This window comes from uncultured Tenacibaculum sp., assembly GCF_947499065.1.
Lineage (GTDB): Bacteria > Bacteroidota > Bacteroidia > Flavobacteriales > Flavobacteriaceae > Polaribacter.
The window spans coordinates 338,710-363,861 of record NZ_CANMMT010000001.1 but is presented as its reverse complement, the minus strand read 5'-3'; the positions used below and the strand labels follow the sequence as shown (position 1 = coordinate 363,861).

Annotated in this window: 21 protein-coding genes; 11 read left to right on the top strand and 10 right to left on the bottom strand. The window is 30.0% G+C overall.

Annotated elements, in window-relative coordinates:
• Nucleotides 1-3: 3 nt before the first annotated feature.
• Genes Q0958_RS01645 through Q0958_RS01635 form a run of 3 tightly spaced genes read right to left on the bottom strand, consistent with a single transcriptional unit; the run spans nucleotide 4 to nucleotide 3,439 of the window.
• Entirely contained in the window at nucleotides 4-480 is a 477-nt protein-coding gene (locus tag Q0958_RS01645) for a hypothetical protein (RefSeq protein WP_299118734.1), read from the bottom strand.
• Nucleotides 470-2,092, bottom strand: a complete 1,623-nt coding sequence (locus tag Q0958_RS01640; protein ID WP_299118731.1) for a 4Fe-4S binding protein — start codon at nucleotides 2,090-2,092, stop codon at nucleotides 470-472. The genes Q0958_RS01645 and Q0958_RS01640 overlap by 11 nt, the downstream gene beginning before the upstream one ends.
• 6 nt (nucleotides 2,093-2,098) lie before the next feature.
• On the bottom strand, nucleotides 2,099-3,439 hold the full coding sequence (locus tag Q0958_RS01635) for an FAD/NAD(P)-binding oxidoreductase (protein ID WP_299118728.1): 1,341 nt from the start codon (nucleotides 3,437-3,439) through the stop codon (nucleotides 2,099-2,101).
• A gap of 141 nt (nucleotides 3,440-3,580) precedes the next feature.
• On the opposite strand from Q0958_RS01635, the gene Q0958_RS01630 reads away from it, so the two are divergent.
• The 4 genes from Q0958_RS01630 (at nucleotide 3,581) to Q0958_RS01615 (ending at nucleotide 7,461) form a co-directional block, all read left to right on the top strand.
• Nucleotides 3,581-4,453, top strand: coding sequence for a hypothetical protein (locus tag Q0958_RS01630; protein WP_299118725.1), 873 nt, complete (start codon nucleotides 3,581-3,583; stop codon nucleotides 4,451-4,453).
• 20 nt (nucleotides 4,454-4,473) lie between these two features.
• The gene (locus Q0958_RS01625) at nucleotides 4,474-5,469 is read left to right on the top strand and encodes a glycoside hydrolase (protein ID WP_299118722.1); all 996 of its coding nucleotides are present in this window, start codon (nucleotides 4,474-4,476) and stop codon (nucleotides 5,467-5,469) included.
• A 64-nt stretch (nucleotides 5,470-5,533) separates the two neighbouring features.
• A complete protein-coding gene (locus tag Q0958_RS01620; RefSeq protein WP_299118719.1) occupies nucleotides 5,534-6,199 on the top strand; it encodes a hypothetical protein in 666 nt (221 codons plus the stop codon).
• Nucleotides 6,199-7,461, top strand: a complete 1,263-nt coding sequence (locus Q0958_RS01615; RefSeq protein WP_299118716.1) for an outer membrane protein assembly factor — start codon at nucleotides 6,199-6,201, stop codon at nucleotides 7,459-7,461. Before Q0958_RS01620 ends, Q0958_RS01615 begins: the two co-directional genes overlap by 1 nt.
• A 60-nt stretch (nucleotides 7,462-7,521) precedes the next feature.
• Here the strand turns inward: Q0958_RS01615 and Q0958_RS01610 are convergent, their stop codons facing one another.
• The 6 genes from Q0958_RS01610 to Q0958_RS18930 form a co-directional block, all read right to left on the bottom strand.
• Nucleotides 7,522-9,609, bottom strand: a complete 2,088-nt coding sequence (locus Q0958_RS01610; RefSeq protein WP_299118714.1) for a S46 family peptidase — start codon at nucleotides 9,607-9,609, stop codon at nucleotides 7,522-7,524.
• Between the two features lie 41 nt (nucleotides 9,610-9,650).
• Nucleotides 9,651-10,535, bottom strand: coding sequence for a sterol desaturase family protein (locus Q0958_RS01605; RefSeq protein WP_299118711.1), 885 nt, complete (start codon nucleotides 10,533-10,535; stop codon nucleotides 9,651-9,653).
• A 76-nt stretch (nucleotides 10,536-10,611) separates the two neighbouring features.
• On the bottom strand, nucleotides 10,612-13,725 hold the full coding sequence (locus Q0958_RS01600) for a carboxypeptidase regulatory-like domain-containing protein (protein WP_299118708.1): 3,114 nt from the start codon (nucleotides 13,723-13,725) through the stop codon (nucleotides 10,612-10,614).
• 81 nt (nucleotides 13,726-13,806) lie between these two features.
• Nucleotides 13,807-14,487 carry a DUF2064 domain-containing protein gene (locus tag Q0958_RS01595; protein ID WP_299118705.1) on the bottom strand — a complete coding sequence of 227 codons (681 nt, stop codon included), beginning with the start codon at nucleotides 14,485-14,487 and terminating at the stop codon, nucleotides 13,807-13,809.
• A gap of 121 nt (nucleotides 14,488-14,608) precedes the next feature.
• Nucleotides 14,609-15,355 carry a uroporphyrinogen-III synthase gene (locus Q0958_RS01590; protein ID WP_150898313.1) on the bottom strand — a complete coding sequence of 249 codons (747 nt, stop codon included), beginning with the start codon at nucleotides 15,353-15,355 and terminating at the stop codon, nucleotides 14,609-14,611.
• A 12-nt stretch (nucleotides 15,356-15,367) separates the two neighbouring features.
• On the bottom strand, nucleotides 15,368-16,009 hold the full coding sequence (locus tag Q0958_RS18930) for a DUF4271 domain-containing protein (protein WP_366140124.1): 642 nt from the start codon (nucleotides 16,007-16,009) through the stop codon (nucleotides 15,368-15,370).
• Between the two features lie 83 nt (nucleotides 16,010-16,092).
• On the opposite strand from Q0958_RS18930, the gene Q0958_RS01585 reads away from it, so the two are divergent.
• Genes Q0958_RS01585 through Q0958_RS01575 form a run of 3 tightly spaced genes read left to right on the top strand, consistent with a single transcriptional unit; the run spans nucleotide 16,093 to nucleotide 18,593 of the window.
• Nucleotides 16,093-16,815 carry a polyprenol monophosphomannose synthase gene (locus Q0958_RS01585; RefSeq protein WP_299118702.1) on the top strand — a complete coding sequence of 241 codons (723 nt, stop codon included), beginning with the start codon at nucleotides 16,093-16,095 and terminating at the stop codon, nucleotides 16,813-16,815.
• 2 nt (nucleotides 16,816-16,817) lie between these two features.
• Entirely contained in the window at nucleotides 16,818-18,152 is a 1,335-nt protein-coding gene (locus tag Q0958_RS01580; RefSeq protein WP_299118701.1) for a dihydroorotase, read from the top strand.
• Nucleotides 18,153-18,593, top strand: a complete 441-nt coding sequence (locus Q0958_RS01575) for a DUF4296 domain-containing protein (RefSeq protein WP_299118698.1) — start codon at nucleotides 18,153-18,155, stop codon at nucleotides 18,591-18,593. It abuts the gene before it with no gap.
• On the opposite strand, the gene Q0958_RS01570 is transcribed toward Q0958_RS01575, so the two are convergent.
• Nucleotides 18,590-19,591, bottom strand: coding sequence for an NAD-dependent epimerase/dehydratase family protein (locus tag Q0958_RS01570; protein WP_299118696.1), 1,002 nt, complete (start codon nucleotides 19,589-19,591; stop codon nucleotides 18,590-18,592). The two genes, Q0958_RS01575 and Q0958_RS01570, sit on opposite strands and share 4 nt — an antisense overlap.
• Before the next feature lie 62 nt (nucleotides 19,592-19,653).
• On the opposite strand from Q0958_RS01570, the gene tyrS reads away from it, so the two are divergent.
• From tyrS to Q0958_RS01550, 4 genes are all read left to right on the top strand, one after another.
• Nucleotides 19,654-20,946 (top strand): tyrosine--tRNA ligase, encoded by a 1,293-nt coding sequence (tyrS, locus tag Q0958_RS01565; protein ID WP_299118694.1) that lies wholly within the window; start codon nucleotides 19,654-19,656, stop codon nucleotides 20,944-20,946.
• Between the two features lie 366 nt (nucleotides 20,947-21,312).
• Nucleotides 21,313-21,630, top strand: a complete 318-nt coding sequence (locus Q0958_RS01560; protein ID WP_235274299.1) for a hypothetical protein — start codon at nucleotides 21,313-21,315, stop codon at nucleotides 21,628-21,630.
• Nucleotides 21,631-21,718: 88 nt separating this feature from the next.
• Nucleotides 21,719-22,765: a transporter gene (locus tag Q0958_RS01555; protein WP_299118693.1), complete on the top strand. Its 1,047-nt coding sequence runs from the start codon at nucleotides 21,719-21,721 to the stop codon at nucleotides 22,763-22,765.
• A 33-nt stretch (nucleotides 22,766-22,798) separates the two neighbouring features.
• Entirely contained in the window at nucleotides 22,799-25,147 is a 2,349-nt protein-coding gene (locus Q0958_RS01550; protein ID WP_299118691.1) for a TonB-dependent receptor, read from the top strand.
• Nucleotides 25,148-25,152: the final 5 nt, after the last annotated feature.

The window sequence follows — 25,152 nt, the reverse complement described above, 5'->3', positions numbered from 1 at the left end:
TGATTATTTTAAATCATTTAAACTATTTTCTTCTTTAAAGGAAGAAAAGTCGGACCATTCTTTAATTTTTTTGCCGTTTTTAAATTTAACAGCTTTTACTAATTTTTGTTTTTTATAGAGTAAACAATATCCGTTTTTTTGATTGTTTTTTAATTGACATTTATGATTTACCTGCCCATTTTTATCATAAAACAACCACCATTTATTGCGTTTTCCTTTAACAAAATGACCTTCCTTTTCTTTAGAAGAATTTTTTCGGTAAAAGTACCAATATTTTACTTTTATATTATTCTTAAAACGTCCTTCTTTTTTTAGCACGCCATTTTTATAATAAAATTTCCAATACTTTGTTTTTTGATTGTTTTCTATCCAACCTTCTTCTTTCAAAGTACCATTATCGTAATACGATTTGTGATACCTATTTTGAGAAAACATGGTTGCATAGCAGAGAAAGAAAAATAAAAGTACCTTACTTTTCATTTACTAATTTCATTAAATCAACATCATTACCTAATAATACATCAGTAGGATTTATTCTTCCTTTTTCCGGACCGTTTTCTAATTTTAATACTCCACGTGGACAAACAGCTGAACAAACACCACATCCAACACAACTAGACCTAACTATATTTTCTCCTTTTTGTGCATATGCTCTTACATCAATTCCTTGTTCACAATATGTAGAGCAGTTTCCACATGAAATACACTGTCCTCCATTGGTGGTAATTCTAAAACGAGATTTAAAACGTTGTACTAAACCTAAATATGCAGCTAATGGGCAACCAAAACGACACCATACTCTGTTTCCGAATATAGGATAGAAACCAGTACCAATTACACCTGCAAACCAAGATCCAATTAAGAAACTATAGGTGTCTTTTATCCATTCTGATTTGATACCTAAAAAAGATTGTGTTCCAGAAAAATAACAGTATAAAGTAACAATAGTCATAACTAAAGAGAAAACTAAAACTGAATGAATTAACCAGCGTTCTAATTTCCATGCATTTAAGCTTTTGTCAGAGTGTTGTCTATAAGGATCTCCTAAAGTTTCAGCTAAACCACCACAACCACAAACCCAAGAACAGTACCATCTTTTCCCAAAGAAATATACCATTACAGGTACGATAATTAATGTTAAAACAATTCCCCAAACTAAGATGAATAAACCTATTGCACCACTGTTTTTTAAACTATTTAAATTCCAATCGAAAAAGAAATCATAGTCTAAAGGAAAAGCATTTTTAAAATCATATCCAGGCATGTTTAAGCTCGTCATAATCTCAGGAATTAGGAAGGCAAAAACAATTTGAAAGAATAAAACAGAAGTAGTTCTTATTATTTGATATTTATTATGTCTGTATTTAATATACATTCTAGCAGCCATAACTATCATAATAACACAGTATAGGAAACCATAAACAAACCACTGTGAAGCAGCACCGCCATTTAAAGCCTTACTAATAGGATCTAATATATATGTCCAGTTTACAACATAGTCAGGCATAAAGTATAACAGTAAATAAAAAGCAACTAGATATACCAATACCAACCATGCAATTGCACCTCTGTTAGTACTTGATTCTAAGTAAATACCGTTATTTTTAATTCCAGGTCTTCCTAGTAAAATATAATTTGGTAAAATAAATAATAAAGCACCAATAATTCCTAACCCAAAAGTAAGCCACCAAATTAAGCCAGCATTTTCTTTAATGTAACCTTTTCCTGCAATTTTAGCTAAGTTATAACTTAAAGTATGTGGTTTTCCAGAGATTCTATATTGATATTGTTCTCCTTTTTTGTCCCAATTTTTTTCAGCATCATATTTAGCAATTAATGCATCATAATGATCGTTAGAAGCTTTATAAGCATTACGAACACGACTAGAAAAATCAAAAATGTTTAATTTTTCAGAAGTCACAACTGCTTTGCTAAGTTCTTCTTTAATTACTTCACTTTTATAATTTTGGTTCTTAATAAAACTATCTAATTCGCTAGAAGTTAAATTGAATCCTCCAGTAAAAATAGTTCCCGTGAAAATAGATAACCCAATTAAAAAAAGGACTAATCCAATATATTTTATTGCTTTCATATTTTATTACGCGCTAAAAATTCGTTTCCAACTTTTCTTTTTTAGTTGGATGTTTGTATTGTTTTCTTTATTAAATTTTGCTACAATTTCTGGCTCGTGAAGTTTGTAGAACTCTGGATCGAAATTGGCATCTGCTAAATGTTCTAATACGTATTCTATCGAACGTTTTTCTGTTAGAACTTTATCGAAAAACTCATGACGCATTCTAATACCAAAATTGTTTATACCTATAAATTCATGAGTGTTTTTATCATAGTTTATATGGATACATTTTTTGCCATCTTTATGTTCCCAATAAAAACGAGCTTCATTTTCTTTAGGTTGTGCCCAAACCCATCCATAAGTTTGATATTCAATATCAATAAATTTTGCTGAGTTGAACCAATGTCCAGGTTTATATTGAATTCTGTTATCGCATATCGTTTGTGCTACTGTTTCCCCCATCATTCTTCCTGTATACCAAACAGCTTCTATTGGACGTCTTTGTCCTATAGCTTCGTTTTGTTCAGCACAATCACCAATAGCGTAAATATCTTTAATGTTGGTTTCTAAATAACGATTTACTTTTACACCTCTACCAGTTTCAATATCAGAATCTTTAATAAAATCGATATTAGGAGAAACCCCAGCAGTTAAACCAACTACATTACAAGTTATTTCTTCTCCCGTTTCAGCTATTATAACCGATTTTACTTTTCCGTTTTCATCAGATTTAATTTCTTTTAAATTCACACCTAAACGAAGATCAATATGATTATCTATAATTTCTTGGTTAATCATTGCCGATTCTTGTGCAGGCAAAACTCCGTTCCAAAAACTTTTTTCACGAACTAGAAAAGTAACAGGGATATTTCTACTATGCAGCATTTCAGCTAATTCAATACCAATTAACCCTCCACCAACAATTACAGCTCTTTCACATGTTTTATTATCAGGTGCATATTTTTCCAAGTTTTCTAAATCTTGTTTATGGTACATTCCCATAACACCATCTAAATCTTGTCCTGGCCAACCAAACTTATTTGGTTTAGAGCCAGTAGCTATAATTAGTTTGTCGTACGCAAGTGTATCACCTTCAGCAAAAAAAAGTTCTTTTTTATCAGTATTGATTTCTGAGACATAACCTTTTTTCAAGTTAATTCTATTCTTTTTCCAAAACCAAGGCTCATAAGGTTGAGTATGTTCAAACTTCATGTGTCCCATATATATGTACATTAGGGCTGTACGAGAAAAAAAATAATCGGTCTCTGCAGATACAATAGTAATTTTTTTATCAGATAGTTTTCGAATGTGCCTAGCGGCAGTTACACCAGATATTCCATTACCAATAATAACAACGTGTTCCATAAAAAGTTGATTTGCGAGTTATGTCGTTGTTAAAGTTAATAACTTAATGAACGAAATAAATTTAGAATGAATTTAAATAAAGAGGATGTGTAAGACATTTTACTTTTTATCGACATAGCTGATAATTGAAAAATAATCACCATGAAAAATAATATTAAAAGTATTCTTCTAGTATTTCTATTTATAGGGTTTAGTTCTTATGCCCAAGAAGAAGAAAAAGAAAATGATAAATCAAATATTCAAACCTATACCCCATCCAAATTATTAAATAAAGGTCAATGGGATATTAAGTGGTTTAATAATCTTTATACTGAAACTAAGTTTGCTGATGCTAATGGAAACAGTGTAAATAAAGCAAGAGATAATTTTTTCACTTCAACAATCGAAGCTTTTACAGGTATTTCAGATAATAACAGAATTAATATTGGGGCAATTGTTGAGTTTCGTTCTAATACCATTGGAGGAAGACAAGCTTTATCTGTTTTTAGTTTAGATGATACGAATACTGATAGAAAAGGAATTACTTCAATAGCACCATCTGTTAAATTTCAGCCTTTAAAAAATGTTGCAAATTTTTCTATTCAATCGGCTATTCATATTCCATTAGTTAGTAATGAAACTGAAAATGGTATATTTTTAGACCAAACAGCATGGTCTTTTCAAAATAGATTTTTTTATGATTATACTTTTGCTAGTGGAAACTGGCAATTATTTACTGAGTTAAATACTGAGTATAATTTTGGAGATGATCAAAGTTTTGCGAATAATACATTTTTATTAGTTCCTGGAGTATTTTTAAGTTATTTCCCAAGTGGTAAGTCAACAGTTTTAGGATTTGTTCAACATGCTGAGCGTTTTGGTGATTTTACTCAAGATTATACAGCTCTAGGTTTTGGAGGAAAATATCAGTTATCTAAAGTGTTAAACTTAGAAGTATTGTATAGTAACTTTGTTAGAGGAAATAACAACGGTTTAGGTCAAAGTTTTAATTTAGGTTTACGTGCATTATTTTAAAAAAGAGTAATTTAGGAGTTATGAAAATTTATAAGCTCCTTTTAATATATCTCATCTGTTTGTCTTGTAAGAGTCAAACAAAGAAAATAAATGGAATTAGTTTTGTGGCATCCCCAGAAAAAATTAGTCACGAACATGTATCCCCTTTGATAAAGGCATCAGCGAATTATGTAGCGCTGATGCCTTTTGGTTTTATAAAAGATTTGTCTTCTCCTGAAGTAATTCATAATACTAAAAGACAGTGGTTTGGTGAAACGGAAGAAGGTATAATTCAATATGCAAAAGAGTTTCAGAAAAAAGGAATCAGTTTAATGATAAAACCTCAAATTTGGGTTTGGAGAGGTGAGTTTACAGGTTATATAAAAATGAATTCTGAAGAAAACTGGAAAATTTTGGAAGCTTCATATTTAGAGTTTATTTTAACCTATGCAAAAACAGCGCAACGATTAAAAGCTGATGTTTTTTGTATTGGTACAGAATTGGAAAATTTTGTAATTAATAGACCAGAATTCTGGAATAAGTTAATTAAAGAAGTAAGAAAAGTATATAAAGGAAAATTAACCTATGCTGCGAATTGGGATGAGTTTAAAAGAGTGCCGTTTTGGAAAGATATAGATTATATAGGTATTGATGCATATTTTCCTTTAAGTGAAAAAAAATCACCTACTTTAGAAGATTTTGAAAAAGGATGGGAGCCACATAAGAAAGAAATTTTGAAAGTTAGGGAGAAGGTAAATAAACCTGTTTTATTTACAGAGTATGGTTATAGAAGTATAAATTATGCGGGGAAGAAACCATGGGAGGCTCATAGGGTTGAAGGTGAAATAAACTTAGAAAACCAAAAGAATGCAACACAAGCATTGTACAACCAATTTTGGAAAGAAGATTGGTTTGCAGGAGGTTTTATTTGGAAATGGTTTCATAAACATAAAGAAGTTGGAGGTAAAAATAATAACCGATTTACGCCTCAGAATAAACCTACAGAAGAATTAATTAGAAAGTTATATGCGCAATAAGTTTTTATTTTTACTATTTTCCTCACTTGTTTTTCTTTCTTGCTCAGAGAATAATGAGAAAGTGATGCCTGTAACGCTACAAGATTATCTTAATCTAAATTCTAGTTTATTAGTGGATGAAGTAATTGCTTGTGCAGCTAGTAAAGAATCAGAAAATAATACATCATATATATTTTATTATCCAGAAGTAGGAGCTACAGAGATTAAATATTTTGAAACAACTAATGTTGAAGATGATAAAAATAATTTTTCACTTTATAAAGAAAAAGAGTTGCCTAAGGAAGATGTTTTTAATGGATATTTAGGTAGGTTTTTGAAAACTTCATCAACTGAAACATGGTGTATAGTAACTTATAAAACTGAAGGGAAATTCCATAAGTCCAACCCAATCCGGTTAAAGAACATAACAAAACCTACTGAATGGACAGATATGGTTACTTTAAATACTTCACAAAATTTAATGCCTAAGTTTTCATGGATAGATGGAATGGTAAAAGAAAATGCTATTTACTTTCAAGTAATTACAGATGCTGAAAATAATCTATTGTCAGGTACTTATACCTATGAAAAATGTTTTCAATATTATAATCTATCTAATGTGGTTTTAAATGTAACAAGAAATACACCACCTAGTTTAATTAAAGGAAAAGATTATGGATTTACAATGATGGGAGTTAGTGAAGATAATTGGGTGAATTTAGTTATTCAAAAAAAAATTAAAGCGGAATAATGAAAAAGAAACTATTTTTTTTAATTGTAATATTTTATAGTCTTGTCACTTTTTCACAAGAAAAAATTATTGTTGATATAAAAGTTAAAGGAGCTAAAAAAACTAAAGTATCAGAAATTAAAAAAATAATAGAAACAAAGGTAAATACTAAAATCGATTCGGTTTTATTAGTTAAGGATATGATTCGATTAAAAAGATTACCTGCAATATCACATGCTTATTTTCAAGTCTTTTATTCTCACGATAATAAATACAATGTTTTTATTAATGTAGAAGAGAATTTTACAATAATACCAGAGTTTAATCTTTGGACAACAACCAATAGAAAAACTGCCTATAAAATAGGACTGTATGAGTATAATTTTTTAGGTAGAAATATAGCTTTTGGAGGTTTTTATCAGAATAATGGATTCAATTCTTATGGAATCAACTTTCGAGCACCCACACTATTTTCTAATAAGTGGGGACTTGCTCTAAATCATCAAAACTGGATAAGTGAAGAACCTTTATATTTTGATGATAAAACAGCTAATTATAAGTATCAAAACACGTCTTATGAAGTTTTAGGTTTGTACCAGATGGATTTCAAAAATAATTTACAATTTGGTGTAAACTATTTTAAAGAGAAATATGATTATTTATCTGGTGATACAGCGCCAAATGTTCCTTTGCAATTGAATGTGAATAAATGGTTGTTTAAAACAATCTATACATATGATGTTTTAGATTATTATTATCAATACATAAGTGGTTTTAAAAATCAATTATACGGTCAGTATGTAATTTCTGAAAATGAGTATCAAGAAGATTTTTTAATTTTTTGGAACGACTTATTCTACTACAAGAGAATTGGAAAAAAAGGAAATTGGGCAAATAGATTACGTATAGGATTATCGTCAAATGTAAAAAGCCCGTTTGCCCCATTTGCCTTAGATAATAATGTGAATTTACGTGGAGTGGGAATTTTAGTTGATAGAGGAACGGGAAGTATTGTATGGAATACAGAGTATAGACATACCTTATATGAAAATAATTGGCTTGTGTTACAAGGTAATGTTTTTAATGATTTTGGTACTTGGAGAACCCCTGGAGGTAGTTTAAATGACTTTTTAAAATCGGAAAATGTTAGAGTTTATTCTGGTGTTGGACTGAGATTTATAAATAAAAAAGTATTTAATGCTGTGTTTAGAATAGATTATGGTGTTGGACTTACCAAAAATGCTTCTAAAGGTTTTGTTTTTGGGATAGGACAATATTTCTAACAAACAAAAAAAGTGAAATTCAATGAAGAACTTCACTTTTATATATTTGTTTGTATTAAATTATTTCTTAGGATGAACTAATTTCATTTCGTCAATTAGATGTTTTGCTCCTGCATATTTATCAACTATAAATAATACATAACGAAGATCAACCATAATGTTTCTACAAATTTCAGGGTCGTAATTAATATCACTCATAGTTCCTTCCCATACACGATCAAAATTTAAACCAACTAAGTTTCCTTCAGCATCAATTGCTGGACTTCCAGAATTTCCTCCAGTTGTATGGTTCGTTCCTAAGAAACATACAGGAACTTTTCCGTTCTTATCGGCATATTGTCCATAGTCTTTAGCGTTATATAAATCACGTAACTTTTTAGGAACGTCAAATTCATAATCACCAGGAACATATTTCTCTATTACACCATCTAAATAGCTTACTGGGTTATAATATACAGCATCTCTTGGCGAATACCCTCTTACTTGTCCGTAAGTTACTCTCAAAGTGCTATTAGCATCTGGAAAATAACGTGCATTAGGTAGAGCTTCCATTAAGGCTTTCATATATTGTTTTTGTAAAGCAGTAATCGGTTGGTTTTTATGCTGGTACTCAGGGTTTATTTTAGTGTAAAATTCCTGAACCATTGGTTTAGCATATATATATGCTGCATCTTTATTTAAATTCTCAACTACTTGTTTAGCATCACCTTCCAATAATTTTAAGGCTTTGTCTAAATCCGTAAAACTAGTTTTGTTATATATCGTAGCATCAACGTTTTTAGAATATAATGGCATTACATTTTTAAAAACACCTTTATCTACGTTTACATCGTAGTTTTTATGAATTCTTTTCAAACGAGCAATATATCCTTTTTTAGCTTTTTCAAAATTTTCAGGTTTATTTAAAGCAACTTGCTCTAATTGATAAGCTCTAAAAGCCATTTGCATTAGTTCATTGGTAACTAAAAATACTTCAATAAAATTTCTTCTTTTAATATTAATAGCAGCAAAATCCTTATATAATTTTTCAAATTCAGGTAAAATCTTACCATACTTGTCTTCCAATCCTTTTTCTTTTAAAGCCTTTTTAAAGGTTTCTTCAAAAGCTTTACGTTGTGCAATAGCATTACTTTTTTTGATACCTAAATTTTCACCAATCCATTTTTTCCAAGCATTTGCAATACGTGCTTGTTTAGATGCATATTTAATTCTAACAGCATCACTGGCTTTCATTTGTGCGTCTATTTCTTTTAAAGCAGCTTCTCTAATAGCAATGTTACTAGGGTTAAATTCTTGTGTAATATGCTGAATTGCTACAGCTGGTAAATATTCATTAGTACGACCAGGAAAACCAAATACCATTGTAAAATCACCTTCTTCAACACCGTCTAAAGAAACAGGTAAATAATGTTTTGGTTTATAAGGAACGTTGTCTTTACTGTATTTAGCTGGACGGTTATTTTTATCAGCATAAATTCTGAATAAAGAAAAATCTCCTGTGTGACGTGGGAAAACCCAGTTGTCAGTATCGCTTCCAAATTTACCAATACTACTTGGTGGAGCCCCAACTAAACGAACATCTTCAAATTTTTCAGTAACAAATAGGAAGTATTGATTTCCTTTATAAAAAGGACGAACTTTTACATTTTGCCAATCTTTCTTTTTTACAGTTTTCTTTAGGTTATTGATGTTTTTATCAATAGTAGATTGTTTTTCACGCTCAGTCATTGCATTTGTAACTCCAGCCAAAGCTTTTTTAGTTACATCATCGATACGTACAATAAATTCAACATATAAACCTTCATTAGGTAATTCTTCTTTTTCATTCATTGCCCAAAAACCATCTTTTAAATAATCGTTTTCTAATGATGAATGTGATTGAATTTGTCCAAAACCACAGTGATGGTTTGTAAGAATTAACCCTTTAGGAGAAATTACTTCACTAGTACAGCCACCGTTAAAGTGCCCTATAGCATCTTTTAAGCTAGATTTGTTTACGTTATAAATATCTTTTGCAGATAATTTACCACCTAAAGATTTCATTTCTTGTTCGTTCATTCCCTTTAAGAGAGAAGGAATCCACATTCCACCTTGTTGAGCAGAAACCTGAACAACAATAAAAAGGAATAGAATTTTTATATATTTCATCGAATGTTAATTTTAATTCGATAAAGATACAAAGACCTAAATTATTTTTTGTTAAGAGGGTATATTTCTTGGCCAATAAAGTCCTTAGGGAAGTCTTCTTCACCTTCAAAACCTATTTCAATATCACGTCCATCATGAGGTATATAATTGGTTTTAAAAATATAATCCCAAATACTCAAGGTAATCCCAAAGTTTACTCCTGTTCTTTTGTTTTCTGGTAGTTCTTTGGCGTGGTGCCAAATATGCATTCTTGGGTTATTTAAAATATATTTCAACCAACCATAATCCCAATTAATATTCGCATGATTTAAATGTCCAATCATAATGTTAAAGAAATGAATTATGGCTACATCTTGAGCGGTAAATCCCCCCATAATAGCTAGTGGAATATATTTCATAGAATTGTATACAACAGGTTCCATCCAATGATAACGTAAATGAGCCGCAAATCCCATTTGTTTTACAGAATGATGTACTTTATGAAAGTTCCATAAAAACTCGTACTTGTGTAAGAGTGTATGTGTAAACCATTGTACAAAATCAATTACTATAAAAAAAACAAATAATCTAGCCCAGTAAGGAAATGTATTGATATCGAATAATTGGAAGTTGTTAATAGAAAGTCCTACCAAGCCAAGAATGTCATTAAATAATTCAGCAGCAGTATTAGACAAGGCAATTAAAACAATAAGATTTAATAAAAAGAAATTAAAGAACATGTAAAATGTATCTAGCCAAAAATCTTTTCTAAAAAGAGGTTGGTTTTTACGCCAAGGAAAGATAATTTCTAAAGCCCAAACAATTAATGAAATTAGAATTAAGCCGTAGAAATAATTTTCCCAATTTAGTTCCATTAAAACAGATTGTTTAATATAGTTCCAGTAATTGGAATAAGAGTTTTTTATGATGTCTAAATATTTATCCATATTCTGTTTTAAAAGAAACGTTTATTTCAAAGTTACTGAAATAAACGTTTTTAAATTGTTACAAGAGTTACAAATACTAGAATTGATATTTCAATCCTAATTGGGCTTTCCAACGTGAGTTAATAGCATCGGTAACCCAAGGTTTTGCATTTTCGTCAATAGTAAATTGATATACTGGTTGATTGTTTTGTACACCTTTAAACTCTAATAAGTTAAAACTAGAGTTTACTACGTTTGGTACATAAACCAATCGACCCCAATCTTTATTTAGTAAGTTTAATACATTAAAAATATCTAAACTCACTTGTAAGTTGTTGTTGTTTTTAAATGGTATGTTGTATAAAAATTTTGCATCTAATTGATGATTCCATGGTGTTCTTGCTCCATTTCGTTCTGCATAAGAACCGCGATTATTTCGTAAATATTCGTTGTTGTTTATAAAGTTATTTAATCGATTCCATTGCTCTTGAGAAGAAACAATTACATTTCCTGTTCCATCAGTAATATCTTGTAAATTGATTTCACTTTGGTTTACAGGTATATATACTAAGTCGTTTCGAGACGAACCATCTCTATTTACATCTCCTTGATATACGATCGAATATGGACTACCAGAAGTTCCTGTATATAATAAAGAAGCTTGTAGTTGGTGTTTGTTTTTAAAATTGAAATTATAACTTTGAGAGGATACTAATTTATGACGTAAGTCGAAGTTAGAAAATGATAGATTAGGGTTATGAGAATTAATAGCTTGATTCCATTCAAAATTAGCTGCAGAGGAATTTCTTACAGTACTTGAAATATCTTTACTTTTCCCATAAGTATACCCAACAAAACCATTGTAGTTTTTGTCTTCTTTGTGTAATCCAAATGTTAGGTTATATCGATAACCTCGGTTGGTATTACTAAGTAAAAAAACATTAGTGAAGTTATTGTTTACTCTAGTTCCGTTGTAAAACTGACGTGTATCTGCTCCAGAATAATTACTAAAATCTAAACGACGATTGATAGATTGAAAGTAAATACCTTTTAAAACTTCTGTATAAGTTGCTTGCGTTGTAAATCGGAAATTTTTAGGAAGTTTAGCTTCAAAACTTAAACGTGTTTTCCACTCTCTAGGTAATTCGAAATCATTATCAATTAAATTAATTTCTGTTAATCCAGGTTGTTGAGCAGCTAATGAACCTAAATTTTCTACTAATTGAACTGTGTTTCCACCAGGTCTAATATCCACATTAAAATAATCGGTTCCAGAAATGTATTCAGCATATGCAAACCATAAATATGGAATACGTCCTGTAAATAATCCACTTCCCCCTTCTATAGTGTATTTTCTATCTTCATCTAAAACATATTTAAAATTAAATCTAGGATTTACATGTGGTTTAGCACTAATTTTATTGGTAAACTGACTAAACTCAGGAGTGTTTTTTACTAAAGGGCTTAAGGGAAGTTCGTCTAATAATAATTGATTGTCTAAACGTAAACCAAAGTTAACAGTTAATTTATCGTTTAAACGAATTTTGTCTTGTACGTAAATAGCTGAGGTTAATACATCAATTGTTGCTGAAGGACGATTGTTTACAAAATCGAAAGAATTATTTGTTACATGGTACACACCACGAATTCTTGAAGGTTTATCATTTAAAAAATCATCAACAGACTTATAAGCCCAACGTCCATTCCAAGCGGTTAAGAAACCGTAATCGATATCATTGTATTGTAATAATAATCCACCAGTAATAGTGTGATTGTTTTTATAATAAGTAAACTTATCTGTTAGTTGAAAAGTATTCAAGTTTGTATTGTAAATAGATGCTTCTCTATAGGTTCCAGCAAAAATTCTGTTAGAAGTATCCGTAATTTCTATATGAGGAAACACTCTTCCATCATAACTTCTGTCTTCTTTTACTTTGGTATAACCAATGGTTAGTATGTTAGAAGTGTTTTCAGATAAAGTTGAATTTAATTCAAAAGTAGTACTGTTTAAAATACTATTGTGTCGATATCCTTGATTGCCAAAGTTGAAAACAGCTTGATTCCATTCTAAATTATCAGCAAAACTTTTTACAAAATTGTTTCTAAAAGTAAGTTTATGTTTCTTAGAAATATTATAATCTAAACGAGCAAAAATTTTAGTAGAAGCAGTTTTTATATCGCTGCTTTCAAAAGCACCAGGATTGTAGTTGTAATCATTTTGAAGTTTGTTAGCAATATCAATTACAGTTTGTTTACTAATATTAGAACCATTAGTTCCTGGAGCGCCAATTAAAGGGGTTTTACTTAATGCTTGTTCTACATTTACATAATAAAATAGTTTGTCTTTTTTTAAAGCACCTCCAATACCGGCACCTAATTGAATATCGTAAAAACTATTTACATCTTGTTTAATTCCGTCAGCATAAGACCCTACCAAAAGTTGATTGTTCCCATAACCATAAACTTCTGTTTTAGTAGTGTTTGTACCGTTTTTGGTAACAACATTAATATTGGCTCCTGTAAAGTTTCCAACACTAACATCAAAAGGAGAAGTTTTTACAGACAACTCTTTAATAGCCCCAAAGCTAATAGGTTGGCTACGAGATAAACTTCCAGGAGTTCCATTTGCAGAAGAGCCAGCAGCACCACTAGCAGGTTCTTGAAATCCAACTACATCATTACTTGCAATACCATCAATATTAAAGTTATTGAAACGATTACTAGCCCCTCCAAAAGAGTTTAAGTTTGCTTCTGGTAAGTTTCTAGTTAAATCTTGTACACTTCTACTAATAGTTGGTGTTTTTAATAATTTTTGAGCATTTATAATAGTACCATTTTTTCTTGAAGAAGTACCAGTAATTACTATTTCTTCTAATGCAGTACTTTCTTCTTTTAGTTCAATGTCTAATAGAGTGGTTTTCCCTAAGTTAATAGTTACATTGTTTAATTTGTATGTGTGAAACCCAACAAAGCTAACCTCCACAATATATTGATTTCCTGGAGGGATATTAGCGATTACATAATGACCTGTTTCTTGAGAGGTGGTTCCGTATATAAAATTGGTTTCAGTATCTTTTATTATTACTGTGGCAAAAGGAATTGCTTCATTGGCAATGTCAACTATTTTTCCTTCTAAATTACCAGTTGTTTCTTGTGCATAAATGCTTACTGTTAAAAGCAACAGTATAATTACATTAATTTTAGTTTTCACGTGAATTAAGTATTGACTTTAATTATTGAATTGATGTAGAGAAGAGTTTCTATTAAGAAAACTTCAATGTAAGTGCGATAATTAAAGAGTAATTGGTGAGCCTTTATTAAAAAAAGAATAAGAATAACTTTTAGACGTATAAAGATTCTCAAGAAATGAGATGACTTTGTTAGCGTTTAACTCAATAAGTTCTCTTAGAACGGAAAAAGAGTTTTTAAATTGATCTATAAAAAAGTAAATGTCTTTTTTTGAGTCAATATCTGCTAAGTAAGCAAGTTGTGTAATGTTGATGTTTCGCTTAACAAAATAATTTTTTAACTCAGAAAATACTTTATAGGTATTCCAAGTTATTTTTTTGAATGCTTCTAAGGAGAACTGTTCTTTATTTAAGGCAATTAAATAAGTACCTCCGTCATAAGAAGGGCCTAAGGTAGCATTTCCATTTTCTAAATTGTGTAAAGCTTTTATAAGGTGTGAAGTCTCTAAATTTGGACTATCATTACCTATAGTAATTATTTGTGAGTAACCTTTATTAAAAACAGTTTGAATAGCATTTGCAAATCGTTCACCGAAACTTGAACCTATTTGTTGCTTCTCGGTAATTACTAAAACGTCAGTTCCAGTTTTTTGTGCTTTTTCAAATGTTTTTTGATTTAATTGCTGAAAGAGCTTCTTACTTTTTTCAAAAACCTTATGATTCGCTTCTTTCTCGGGAGAATAAGCAAATAATAAAATTGCAGTTTGTTTTTGATAATGAATCATTTAAAGAAACTCTGTTTTTACAAGGCTTTAATAGTCGAGTAAAAGGTAGGTTCTTTACAGAAATTCATAAAAAAACCATCAAATTTTTTTGATGGTTTTTTTTATGCTTGTTAAAGTAGTTTTACTTTTTGTTAACTTCTTTAATATATTTATCTAAAGCCATAGTCATAGAAGGAGTTTCTGGAGTTGGTGCAGCAATATCTACACGCAATCCTCTATCCTTAACAGCTTTAATAGTTGTATTACCAAAAACAGCTATTCTTGTATCATTCTGTTTGAAGTTAGGGAAGTTTTTAAATAAACTATCAATACCAGAAGGACTAAAGAATACTAAGATGTCATAAAAAACATTTTCTAAATCAGATAAATCACTTACCACAGTTTTATATAAATCAGCACGTTTCCAATCAACACCTAATTTATCTAATTCAGTAGGAATTAACGGCTTTAATTTATCAGAAGATGGTAATAAGAATTTTTCATCTTTATGTTTCTTAATTAACTTAGTTAATTCAGGAAATGTTCTATTACCTACATAAATTTTACGCTTTCTGTATACTACATATTTTTGTAAATAATATGCAACAGCTTCTGATTGACAGAAATACTTCATATCATCAGGGACAGTAAAACGCATTTCTTCAGCTATTCTAAAGTAATGATCTACAGCATTTCTACTTGTCAAAATAATAGCTGTATAATTGTTTAAATCAATTTTTTGAGCTCTTACTTCTTTTACAGAAATTCCTTCTACATGAATAAACGAGCGGAAATCAATTTTTACTTTTTGTTTTTCAGCTAAGTCAAAATAAGGAGAGGTTTCTGTCTTAGGAGCAGGTTGAGACACTAAAATAGTTTTAACTTTCATATAACTTTCTCTTTACGTAGTTGTTGTTGTTTTATAAAGAATTAATAGCGGTGCTATTTCAAGGACGCAAAAATACAAAATAAAATAGAACAACTTACCTATAACTAATCTTTTGTTATTAAGTAAAATTAAAAAGCCTCTGAAAGCAAATAAAATAAGGAAAAAACTGAGTAAATATAAGTTTTCCTTAAAAGCATATTGATAGAGAATTATAGCAGGAAATAGCCATAAACTTAATGTATAAAGGTAACCAGATTTCGTATATAAGAAATATTTGGTGACTAAGGATAAGCCCAGAATGTTAGAAAAAGAAAAATCTAGTACTCTCCGAATAAAAAAATAAAGACTAACAATAGAGAGTAATATTAGGTAATTTAAAAAGCTTTGATCGTAAATTTTTGGAGTAAATACAAAAAATAGAAACAATGATATTACTATAGAAGAAAAAGAAAATAATAACAAATGAAAAGGTGAATAAATAGAAACGTTATTCTGAACTTTTTTTTGAAAAAAACCAGGAGTAAAAAAAGCCAAAGCATACCCTAATAGTTTATTAGGCTTAATTAATTTCATTATGGCTAATAAGACAATAACAAAAAGAATTACTAAAGTAATCCAGTTATCATTGGTTATTGTACGTTCAATAGCTTGCAATAGTATTTGTTTTTATCGTATTTAATTAACACAAAATTAGTGATTATTTAGTGTATATTTGCCCAGATTTAGATGAAAATTACATGAAGTCAGACGCTTTAGTTATAATTCCTACATACAACGAAAAAGAAAATATTGAAGCAATAATTCGAGAAACTTTTAGTCAAGAGAAAGAATTCGATATTTTAATTGTTGATGATAATTCACCTGATGGGACATCGAGTATAGTTGAAAGTTTACAAGGAGAGTTTGCTGAGAGACTTTATATTGAAAAAAGAATGGGTAAAAACGGTTTAGGTACAGCTTATATCCATGGATTCAAATGGGCTATAAAAAAAGGCTATGATTACATTATAGAAATGGATGCCGATTTTTCTCATAACCCAAAAGATTTGAATAGGTTGTATAAAGCTTGTGCTGTTGATGGGGCAGATGTGTCTATTGGATCGCGTTATTCTATTGGGGTAAATGTTGTTAACTGGCCAATGAGTAGAGTATTATTGTCGTATTTTGCATCTAAATATGTTCGTTTTATTACTAGAATTCCAGTGAATGATACAACGGCAGGTTTTGTATGTTGGAAAAGAAAAGTGTTAGAAACGATTAAGTTAGATAAAATTAAGTTTGTTGGATATGCTTTTCAAATAGAAATGAAGTTTAAAGCGTGGAAACATAAATTTAAAATAAAAGAAGTATCAGTTATTTTTACTGACAGAACTTTAGGAGAATCAAAAATGAGTGGAGGGATTATTTCTGAAGCTTTATTTGGAGTAATAAAAATGAGGTTAAAAGGATTACCAAAATAATTATGAAATCATATCTAATTAAAAACGCAAACATAGTTAACGAAAACAAGGTTTTCAAAGGAGATGTTTTAATAGAAGGAAATTTTATAAAAGAAATTTCAGAGGAGATTGTTAATACATCCGATGCTGAGGTAATTAATGCAGAGGGTAAATATTTAATCCCAGGTATGATAGATGATCAGGTGCATTTCCGTGAGCCTGGTTTAACGCATAAAGCAAATATTGCAACAGAAAGTAAGGCAGCTATTGCAGGTGGAATTACTTCTTTTATAGAAATGCCCAATACAGTACCACAAGCTACTACTCAAGAATTATTAGAAGAAAAGTTTCAGATAGCTTCACAAACCTCATATGCTAATTACTCTTTTATGTTTGGTGGTACAAACGATAATTTAGAAGAGTTGTTAAAAACAGATTCTCAAAATGTAGCAGGAATCAAGTTGTTTTTGGGTTCATCAACAGGAAATATGTTAGTAGATAATGAAGAAGTCTTAGAAAAGATTTTTTCTTCAACAGATATGCTAATTTCTGTGCACTGTGAAGATGAAGCAACGATTAGAAAAAATACTGCAGAATATAAAGAAAAATATGGTGATGATATTCCTGTAAAATACCATCCAATCATTAGAAGTGAAGAAGCTTGTTACCTTTCATCTTCAAAAGCTATAGAACTAGCAAAGAAAACAGGAGCACGTTTACACATTTTTCATTTATCAACTGAAAAGGAAACTCATTTGTTTAGAAATGATATTCCTTTAGAAGAAAAACAAATTACAGCAGAAGTTTGTGTGCATCATTTATGGTTTACAGATGCTGATTATGATAAAAAAGGTACACATATAAAGTGGAATCCAGCTGTAAAAACTCAAAAAGATAAAGATGGGTTATGGAAAGCGCTATTAGATGATAGAATTGACGTAATAGCAACAGACCATGCTCCACATACTTTAGAAGAAAAAGATAATGTATATACCAAAGCACCTAGTGGAGGACCTTTAGTTCAACATGCGGTTTTAGCAATTTTAGAAAAAGTAAAAGAAGGGGTTTTACCTATAGAAAAGGCTGTAGAGAAAATGTGTCATAATCCAGCTAAACTTTTTAAAGTTCATAAAAGAGGATTTATAAAAGAAGGTTTCTATGCTGATTTAGTGTTGGTAGATAACGAGAAATGGACGGTTTCTAAAGATAATATACTATACAAATGTGGATGGTCTCCATTTGAAGGAACTGAGTTTTCAAACAAAATAACTCATACCTTTGTCAATGGAAACTTAATGTACGATAATGGTGTTTTTGATGAGCAGATAAAAGGAGCTCGATTAGAATTCAATAAATAAATGAGAAAAATTTTATACATAACAGTTCTTTTATTTTTAGCTTCTTGTACTAGTAACACTATTTACAAGAAGCCTAAAGATTTAATACCTAAGGATTCTATGATTTCCTTGTTAACCGATATGTATATTGCTTCATCAGCTAAAAACGTTAAGAATAAGTTTTTAAAAAAGGAACAAAATTATGTCGTTCTAGTGTATGAGAAGTACAAGATAGATAGTACGCGTTTTGATACTAGTAATGATTATTATACTTCTAAAATAGAAGAATATACCGATATACTTAATAGTGTAAAGTCTAATCTAGATTCTCTTCAGAATATATATACTGAGAAACAAGAAGCCAAAGATTCTATTAATAATAAGATGCCTCATAAAAAACCTAGTAAAGAAGAATTATCGTTAGAATTAATTAAGAAAAACGAAAAATTATTAAATAATTAATAGGTAAAGTCTTTACAAATTTTTAAAATAGCTGAATTAATTTTGGCAAATTTGAAGTTTAATGCTTCTTCAATTTTTTGAGAAGTATAATAAGATTTATTAAGTGACGATTTAGCTGAATTCTTAGTTAATAAAGGTTTTTTTCCAGTTAATTTGGTTAATAGCCAATCAAGTCTCCAAATAATAGCCATTAATAATTTACTACTTTTTATAGATGGTCTCTTTTTATTAAATCCATCAGCAATAGAAAATAAAATATCTTTAAACGATTTGTTTTCTGAAACTAGAATAAAACGCTCATTTTTAATATTAGACTCCATTAACAGTACCATGGTTTTTACAACGTCTTCTACATGAACAAAACCGGTAACTCCTTCAGTATAAAACTTAAAACCATTATAAACTTGCGAGAATAATTTGCTAGAACCTTCACTCCAAAATCCACTTCCTAAAATAACACCAGGGTTTACAATTACCACATCTAATCCTTCTTGACTACCTCTCCAAACCTCCATTTCAGCACCATATTTTGTAATGGAGTAATCATTATTGTCACTATTATCCGACCACTCATTTTCTTCATTAATAGGTTTACCATTTATAGAATCACCTACGGCAGCAATAGAGCTTACAAAACAGAACTTTTCAATATTATTCTCAATAGAAAAATTAATCATATTGGCAGTACCATCAATATTAACTTGACGCATTTTTCTATAATCTTTTGGGTCAAAAGAAACTAGTGCAGCACAATGATATACTTCAGTTATACCTTTAAAAACGGATTCAAGTGAAAAAACATCAGTAATATCTGAAATCACCCATTCTATTTTAGAAAAGTATTGATCAACATCATCGGTATAATAAGAGAATATTTTTTTAACATATTCTTTTTTCTCATTAGTTCTATATATAGCCCTAATGGCTTTCTCTTTTTGGACTAAATTGAATAATAAATGTGAGCCAACAAGCCCAGTTCCCCCAGTAACTAAAATCATAAAGCGAATTTAGTTTTTTTTGGTTGATAAAGTTATCTTTGCTGACTGATAAATTTATGACGATGAAAAATTTTATTGAAGAGTTAAAATGGAGAGGAATGTTACATGATAGCATGCCTGGAACAGAAGAGCATTTACTAGAGGAAATGCGTAGTGCTTATGTTGGTTTCGATCCAACAGCAGATTCACTTCACATAGGTAACTTAGTTCCTATAATGTTATTGGCACATTATCAGAGATGTGGACATAGACCAATTGCTTTAGTTGGTGGAGCAACAGGTATGATTGGTGATCCTTCAGGAAAATCATCGGAGCGTAATTTATTAGATGAAAAAACATTACGTCATAATCAAGAATGTGTAAAAGCACAATTGCAACATTTCTTAGATTTCGAATCTGATGTAGATAATGCTGCTATTTTAGTAAACAATTATGATTGGATGAAAGAGATTTCATTCTTAGAGTTTATTCGTGATGTTGGTAAGCACATTACAGTAAATTATATGATGGCTAAAGATTCTGTAAAAAACCGAATTGGTTCAGAATCTAAAGAGGGAATGTCTTTTACAGAGTTTACTTATCAAATGGTACAAGGATATGATTTCTTGCACCTTTACAGAGAAAATTCAGCAACTTTACAAATGGGAGGTTCTGATCAGTGGGGTAATATTACTACAGGAACAGAATTAATTAGAAGAATAGGTGGAGGAAAAGGATATGCAATTACATGTCCATTAATTACAAAGTCTGATGGTTCTAAATTTGGAAAGTCTGAAGGAGGAAATGTGTGGTTAGATGCTAAAAGAACTTCAGCTTACAAATTCTACCAATACTGGTTTAATACTTCTGATGAAGATGCTGAAAAGTATATTAAGATATTTACATTCTTAGATAAAGAAACTATAGATGCTTTAGTGGAAGAACATAAGAAAGCACCAGATGTTCGTACCTTACAAAAGCGATTAGGAGAAGAAGTTACTGTATTAGTTCATGGTCGTGAAGAATATGATAAAGCAATTGCTGCTTCTAATATTTTATTTAGAAAATCAACAGCAGAAGATTTAAAATCATTAGATGAACAAACATTCTTAGATGTTTTTGATGGAGTACCACAAGCAGAAGTATCTAAGTCAGATATTTCAGAAGGATTATCTATGATTGATGCTTTAGCGGGTAAAACAAGCTTTTTAAAATCCAATGGAGATGCACGTAGAGCATTAAAAGAGAATGCCGTTTCTGTTAATAAAGAAAAAGTTAAAGACGATTACGTAATTACAGCAAATGATTTAATTGCTGATAAGTATGTGTTATTACAACGTGGAAAAAAGAGTTATTTCTTATTAAAAGTAGCTTAATTAAGAAGCTATTTTTACATTAAAAGTTAAAGGGCATCGCTTACAGTTGATGCCTTTTTTTTGGTACTTATTGCAACATTTACTTTTAGGTTTTATACAGTTGGACGCACAAGCTGTAGAGCATGCTGTTTCTTTTTGAATAGGAACAATTGGTGTAACCTTTTTATTTTCAGTATAAAAGACAATCATATTTCTAAAATCTGGTGCAAATATAGCAATTTATTTAGAACAAATTAAAATAATATTTCTACCTCTTTTTATTGAGAAAAAAAACAACTTGAAGTATCTTTGCACTTCTAAGATTTCAAAATCATTTTGTTACAAAAACTAGGCATATATTTATTTGTTTTGTTGTACACAATTGCGATGTTACGACCAATAACACCGTTTGTTGAGTACGCAATAAACTATGATTATATATCGAAGGTTTTGTGTATTAATAAAGACAAGCCAGACCTAGGATGTAATGGTAAATGTCAATTAATGAAAAAGCTAGAAAAGCAACAAGATGATGATTTTAAATCGTTACGAATAAATATAGAAGAATACCCTATAGGTTTTGTTGAATTACTTTCAGTAAAAGAAGAAAAAGTTCTTTTTAATAATGCAAAACAATTATTTTCTTACAATAATAAGTATTCTTATTTATTTTCAAATACAATTTTCCACCCACCTACTGTATAAATTTTACATAAACGCCTTTAATAAAAAGCTATTTGTCTTAATAGATAAATAGACTAAAATACTATTGTAAAATTTAAAAACATAACTGATGAAATTATCAAAAATCATCTTTACAGGGATTCTTATATCCTTATCACAAATAATAAATGCTCAAGAAGCAACTGAACATAAAAACGAATGGAAATCTAATAGACCAGATGGTCATGCACCAATAAGTGTAATGGGAGACCATTATCACCATAAAGGAGAGGTAATGTTTTCGTATAGATTTATGTATATGAATATGGAGGGATTACAAAAAGGAAGTGATGCTATTTCAAATATAGAAGCACATAATGCTGGCTATATGGTAACACCACTTTCAATGCCAATGAAAATGCATATGCTAGGAGCTATGTATGCACCATCTGATAAAGTTACCTTAATGGCAATGGTAAATTATATTGAAAACGATATGGATTTACAAATGCGCAACATGATGACTGGAATGATTATGCCTTTTTCAACTTCTTCGTCTGGTTTAGGAGATATAAAACTAGGGATGTTATATAAGTTTATCAACGAAAATAGAGGCTCGTTACATGCTAATGTTGGTATTTCTATTCCTACAGGAGAATTAAATGCAAAAGATGTAACACCTATGTCAAATCCAAATAAAATTCAATTACCATATCCAATGCAAATAGGAAGTGGAACTTATGATGCAGACTTAGGGTTAACATACTTGGGGCAAGCAGAAACTGTTTCTTGGGGAAGTCAGTTAAAAGCAACATATCGTTTTGGGAAAAATGAGTATGATTATTCTTTAGGAAATCGTTACAGTTTAAATTCTTGGTTTGCAGTTAAAACTCACCAATGGTTAAGTTTTTCAGCTCGTTTAGAAGGGTTAATTGTAAGTTCAATTAATGGAAGAAATCCTAATTTAAATCCTATGATGGTTACTACTGCAGATACAATGAATTCTGGAGGGAAATTTATCAATGGAGGTTTAGGTTTTAATGTATATGCTTTTAAAGGTTCATTAAAAAACCTTCGATTTGGATTTGAATTTAGTACTCCATTATATCAAAACTTAAACGGAATTCAGTTAAAAAATAAAGAAACAATTACAGCGGGACTACAGTATTCTTTATAGATTTTAATTAAACATATCAAGTTATTTTTCATTATGAAAAAGCAAGCATTATTTATATGCCTAGGGTTACTATTGCCTATACTTAACGGTTTTTCACAAACAATATTCAAAGGTAAAGTAGTAAACAATCAAAATAATCCAATTGTAGGAGCTACAGTTATATCACTAACAAATAAAAACAAAGGAACCATAACGGATATTGAAGGAAACTTCTCTATAAAATTAGAAGAAGGAACTGTTCAAATATCAAGTATAGGTTATGAAACAAAAAAAATGCAGTTAAGCAATAATAACCTTATTGTTTTAAAGCAAGTAATAGAAAGTTTAGAAGAAGTTATTGTTTCAGCAAGTAGAGAAACACAAAAGAGGCAAGAAGTTTCGGCATCTATAGGTTTACTAACTGAAAAACAAATTCAAGAAACCAAAGCTTTCGGAATAGAACAATTAGTAAATCAAGTGCCAGGGGTATTTATGAGCACCTCAAAAGCTTCTAGTAACGAACAACATTTTATGGCAACACGTTCGCCAATATCAACAAAATCGTTGTTTTTATATGTAGAAGATGGTTTGCCAATACGTCCAGTAGCAGTGTTTAATCACAATGCATTATTGGAAATGAACAATACAACTTTTGGTAGAGTTGAAGTATTAAAAGGACCAGCATCGAGTATTTATGGAAGTGAAGCTATTGGAGGAAGTTTCAATTTTATTACTAAAAATCCTAGAAAAGACTTTGGAGGTTCTGTAGGATTTCAAATAAATGATTTGGGACTAACAAAATACGAATTAGAAGCTTCTACAACAGTAAATGAAAAGTATGGTTTTTATGTGGGAGGACATCATATACGTAGAGATAATGGAGTGGTTGGACATTCAGATTATGAAAAAACAGCTGTTTCATTTAAAAATGTAAATGATTTTTCTGAAAGTTTGAAATGGACTAATAGCTTAACTTATATCGATTATAGATCTGATATGTCTGGTTCTATTTCTGAGAAAAATTATACAGATGGAAATTATGAAAGTAATCAAACATTTACTGAAAGAGAAGCTAAAGCATTTAGATTTCGTTCTACATTAGATAAGTATTGGAATGAATCTAATAAAACATCGTTCAATTTCATTTACAGAAATAATGAAATGAACCAAATACCATCATACAGAATTAGACAAAATAGAGTTAGTGGTGTGTTAGATGGAACTGGAAGAGGAGAAATCAATTCTAATAAGTTTAAAAGTTATGTAGGTTTAATTCAGCATAAAATCGATTTTAATTTTGCAAATTCTAGTTTAATAGTTGGAGCAACTACCGATTTTTCACCTCAAACTTATCAGGCAGAAAATATCGATGTTGTTGTAGATGTAGCGACTGCTCAAAATATTGATTACTCGGTTAAAAATGGAGATTATATCTTAAAATATCAAGCAGATATATTTAATTACGCAGGATATGCACAATTTGAAATTTCACCCATAGAAAAAGTAAAACTAACTGGAGCTTTACGTTACGATGGTTTTACATACGATTATGATAATTTAGATGAAGTTAATTCTGGAGTTCAAGATACTAAAGTAACCTATGCAAACTTTTCACCTAAGCTAGGAGTGAATCTAAATTTAACAAAGAGAGCGGGGATTTATTCTAATTACTCAAAAGGATTTACACCACCACAAGTGGGAACTTTATTCAGAAATGGGAAGAATACTACAGGAAATGCATTTACTTTAAAACCAGCAGAATTTCATAATTATGAACTAGGAGCATATTATTCAATACCATCGAAATTAAAGGTAGATATAGCGATATACCAATTAGATGGTATCAATAGATTAGTTTCTATTAGAGATACTTCAGGAAATTTTATTCAAAAAAACGCAGGAAAAACACGTTCTACGGGAGTTGAATTAGGGCTACGATATAATGTGCTGCCTAATTTATTTGTTAATTATAGTGGAAGTTATGCTACACATGGATACTTATCATTTTTTGAAAACAATGTAGATTATTCTAATACAGATATGCAAACGGCTCCAAATTATATAAGTACAGCTTCTTTAAATTATAAGCCAATATCTGATTTGCTTTTAACATTAGAGCATGAGCAAATTGGAGAATATAACACAAGTTTTGAAGGGCAAGCTGTAATAGGAAAAGATACTTCTGGAGGAGACATTTTAGGAACTTCTAAATATGGAGGGCATAATATTTTCAACTTTAGAGCAAATTATACTTACAAGCATTTTGAAATTTGGGGACAAGCATTGAATATTTTTGATAAACTTTATGCAGTTAGAGCTTCATACAGTAGATGGAGTAAGCAAAATACGTATAGTATTGGTAATCCAAGAGCATTTCATTTTGGAGTGAAATATAACTTTTAATACTA

Coding starts and splice junctions, on each gene's coding strand:
- Q0958_RS01645 (WP_299118734.1), bottom strand. CDS start 480: ATGAAAAGTAAGGTACTTTTATTTTTCTTTCTCTGCTATGCAACCATG.
- Q0958_RS01640 (WP_299118731.1), bottom strand. CDS start 2,092: ATGAAAGCAATAAAATATATTGGATTAGTCCTTTTTTTAATTGGGTTA.
- Q0958_RS01635 (WP_299118728.1), bottom strand. CDS start 3,439: ATGGAACACGTTGTTATTATTGGTAATGGAATATCTGGTGTAACTGCC.
- Q0958_RS01630 (WP_299118725.1), top strand. CDS start 3,581: ATGAAAAATAATATTAAAAGTATTCTTCTAGTATTTCTATTTATAGGG.
- Q0958_RS01625 (WP_299118722.1), top strand. CDS start 4,474: ATGAAAATTTATAAGCTCCTTTTAATATATCTCATCTGTTTGTCTTGT.
- Q0958_RS01620 (WP_299118719.1), top strand. CDS start 5,534: ATGCCTGTAACGCTACAAGATTATCTTAATCTAAATTCTAGTTTATTA.
- Q0958_RS01615 (WP_299118716.1), top strand. CDS start 6,199: ATGAAAAAGAAACTATTTTTTTTAATTGTAATATTTTATAGTCTTGTC.
- Q0958_RS01610 (WP_299118714.1), bottom strand. CDS start 9,609: ATGAAATATATAAAAATTCTATTCCTTTTTATTGTTGTTCAGGTTTCT.
- Q0958_RS01605 (WP_299118711.1), bottom strand. CDS start 10,535: ATGGATAAATATTTAGACATCATAAAAAACTCTTATTCCAATTACTGG.
- Q0958_RS01595 (WP_299118705.1), bottom strand. CDS start 14,487: ATGATTCATTATCAAAAACAAACTGCAATTTTATTATTTGCTTATTCT.
- Q0958_RS01590 (WP_150898313.1), bottom strand. CDS start 15,355: ATGAAAGTTAAAACTATTTTAGTGTCTCAACCTGCTCCTAAGACAGAA.
- Q0958_RS01585 (WP_299118702.1), top strand. CDS start 16,093: ATGAAGTCAGACGCTTTAGTTATAATTCCTACATACAACGAAAAAGAA.
- Q0958_RS01580 (WP_299118701.1), top strand. CDS start 16,818: ATGAAATCATATCTAATTAAAAACGCAAACATAGTTAACGAAAACAAG.
- Q0958_RS01575 (WP_299118698.1), top strand. CDS start 18,153: ATGAGAAAAATTTTATACATAACAGTTCTTTTATTTTTAGCTTCTTGT.
- Q0958_RS01570 (WP_299118696.1), bottom strand. CDS start 19,591: ATGATTTTAGTTACTGGGGGAACTGGGCTTGTTGGCTCACATTTATTA.
- tyrS (WP_299118694.1), top strand. CDS start 19,654: ATGAAAAATTTTATTGAAGAGTTAAAATGGAGAGGAATGTTACATGAT.
- Q0958_RS01560 (WP_235274299.1), top strand. CDS start 21,313: ATGTTACGACCAATAACACCGTTTGTTGAGTACGCAATAAACTATGAT.
- Q0958_RS01555 (WP_299118693.1), top strand. CDS start 21,719: ATGAAATTATCAAAAATCATCTTTACAGGGATTCTTATATCCTTATCA.
- Q0958_RS01550 (WP_299118691.1), top strand. CDS start 22,799: ATGAAAAAGCAAGCATTATTTATATGCCTAGGGTTACTATTGCCTATA.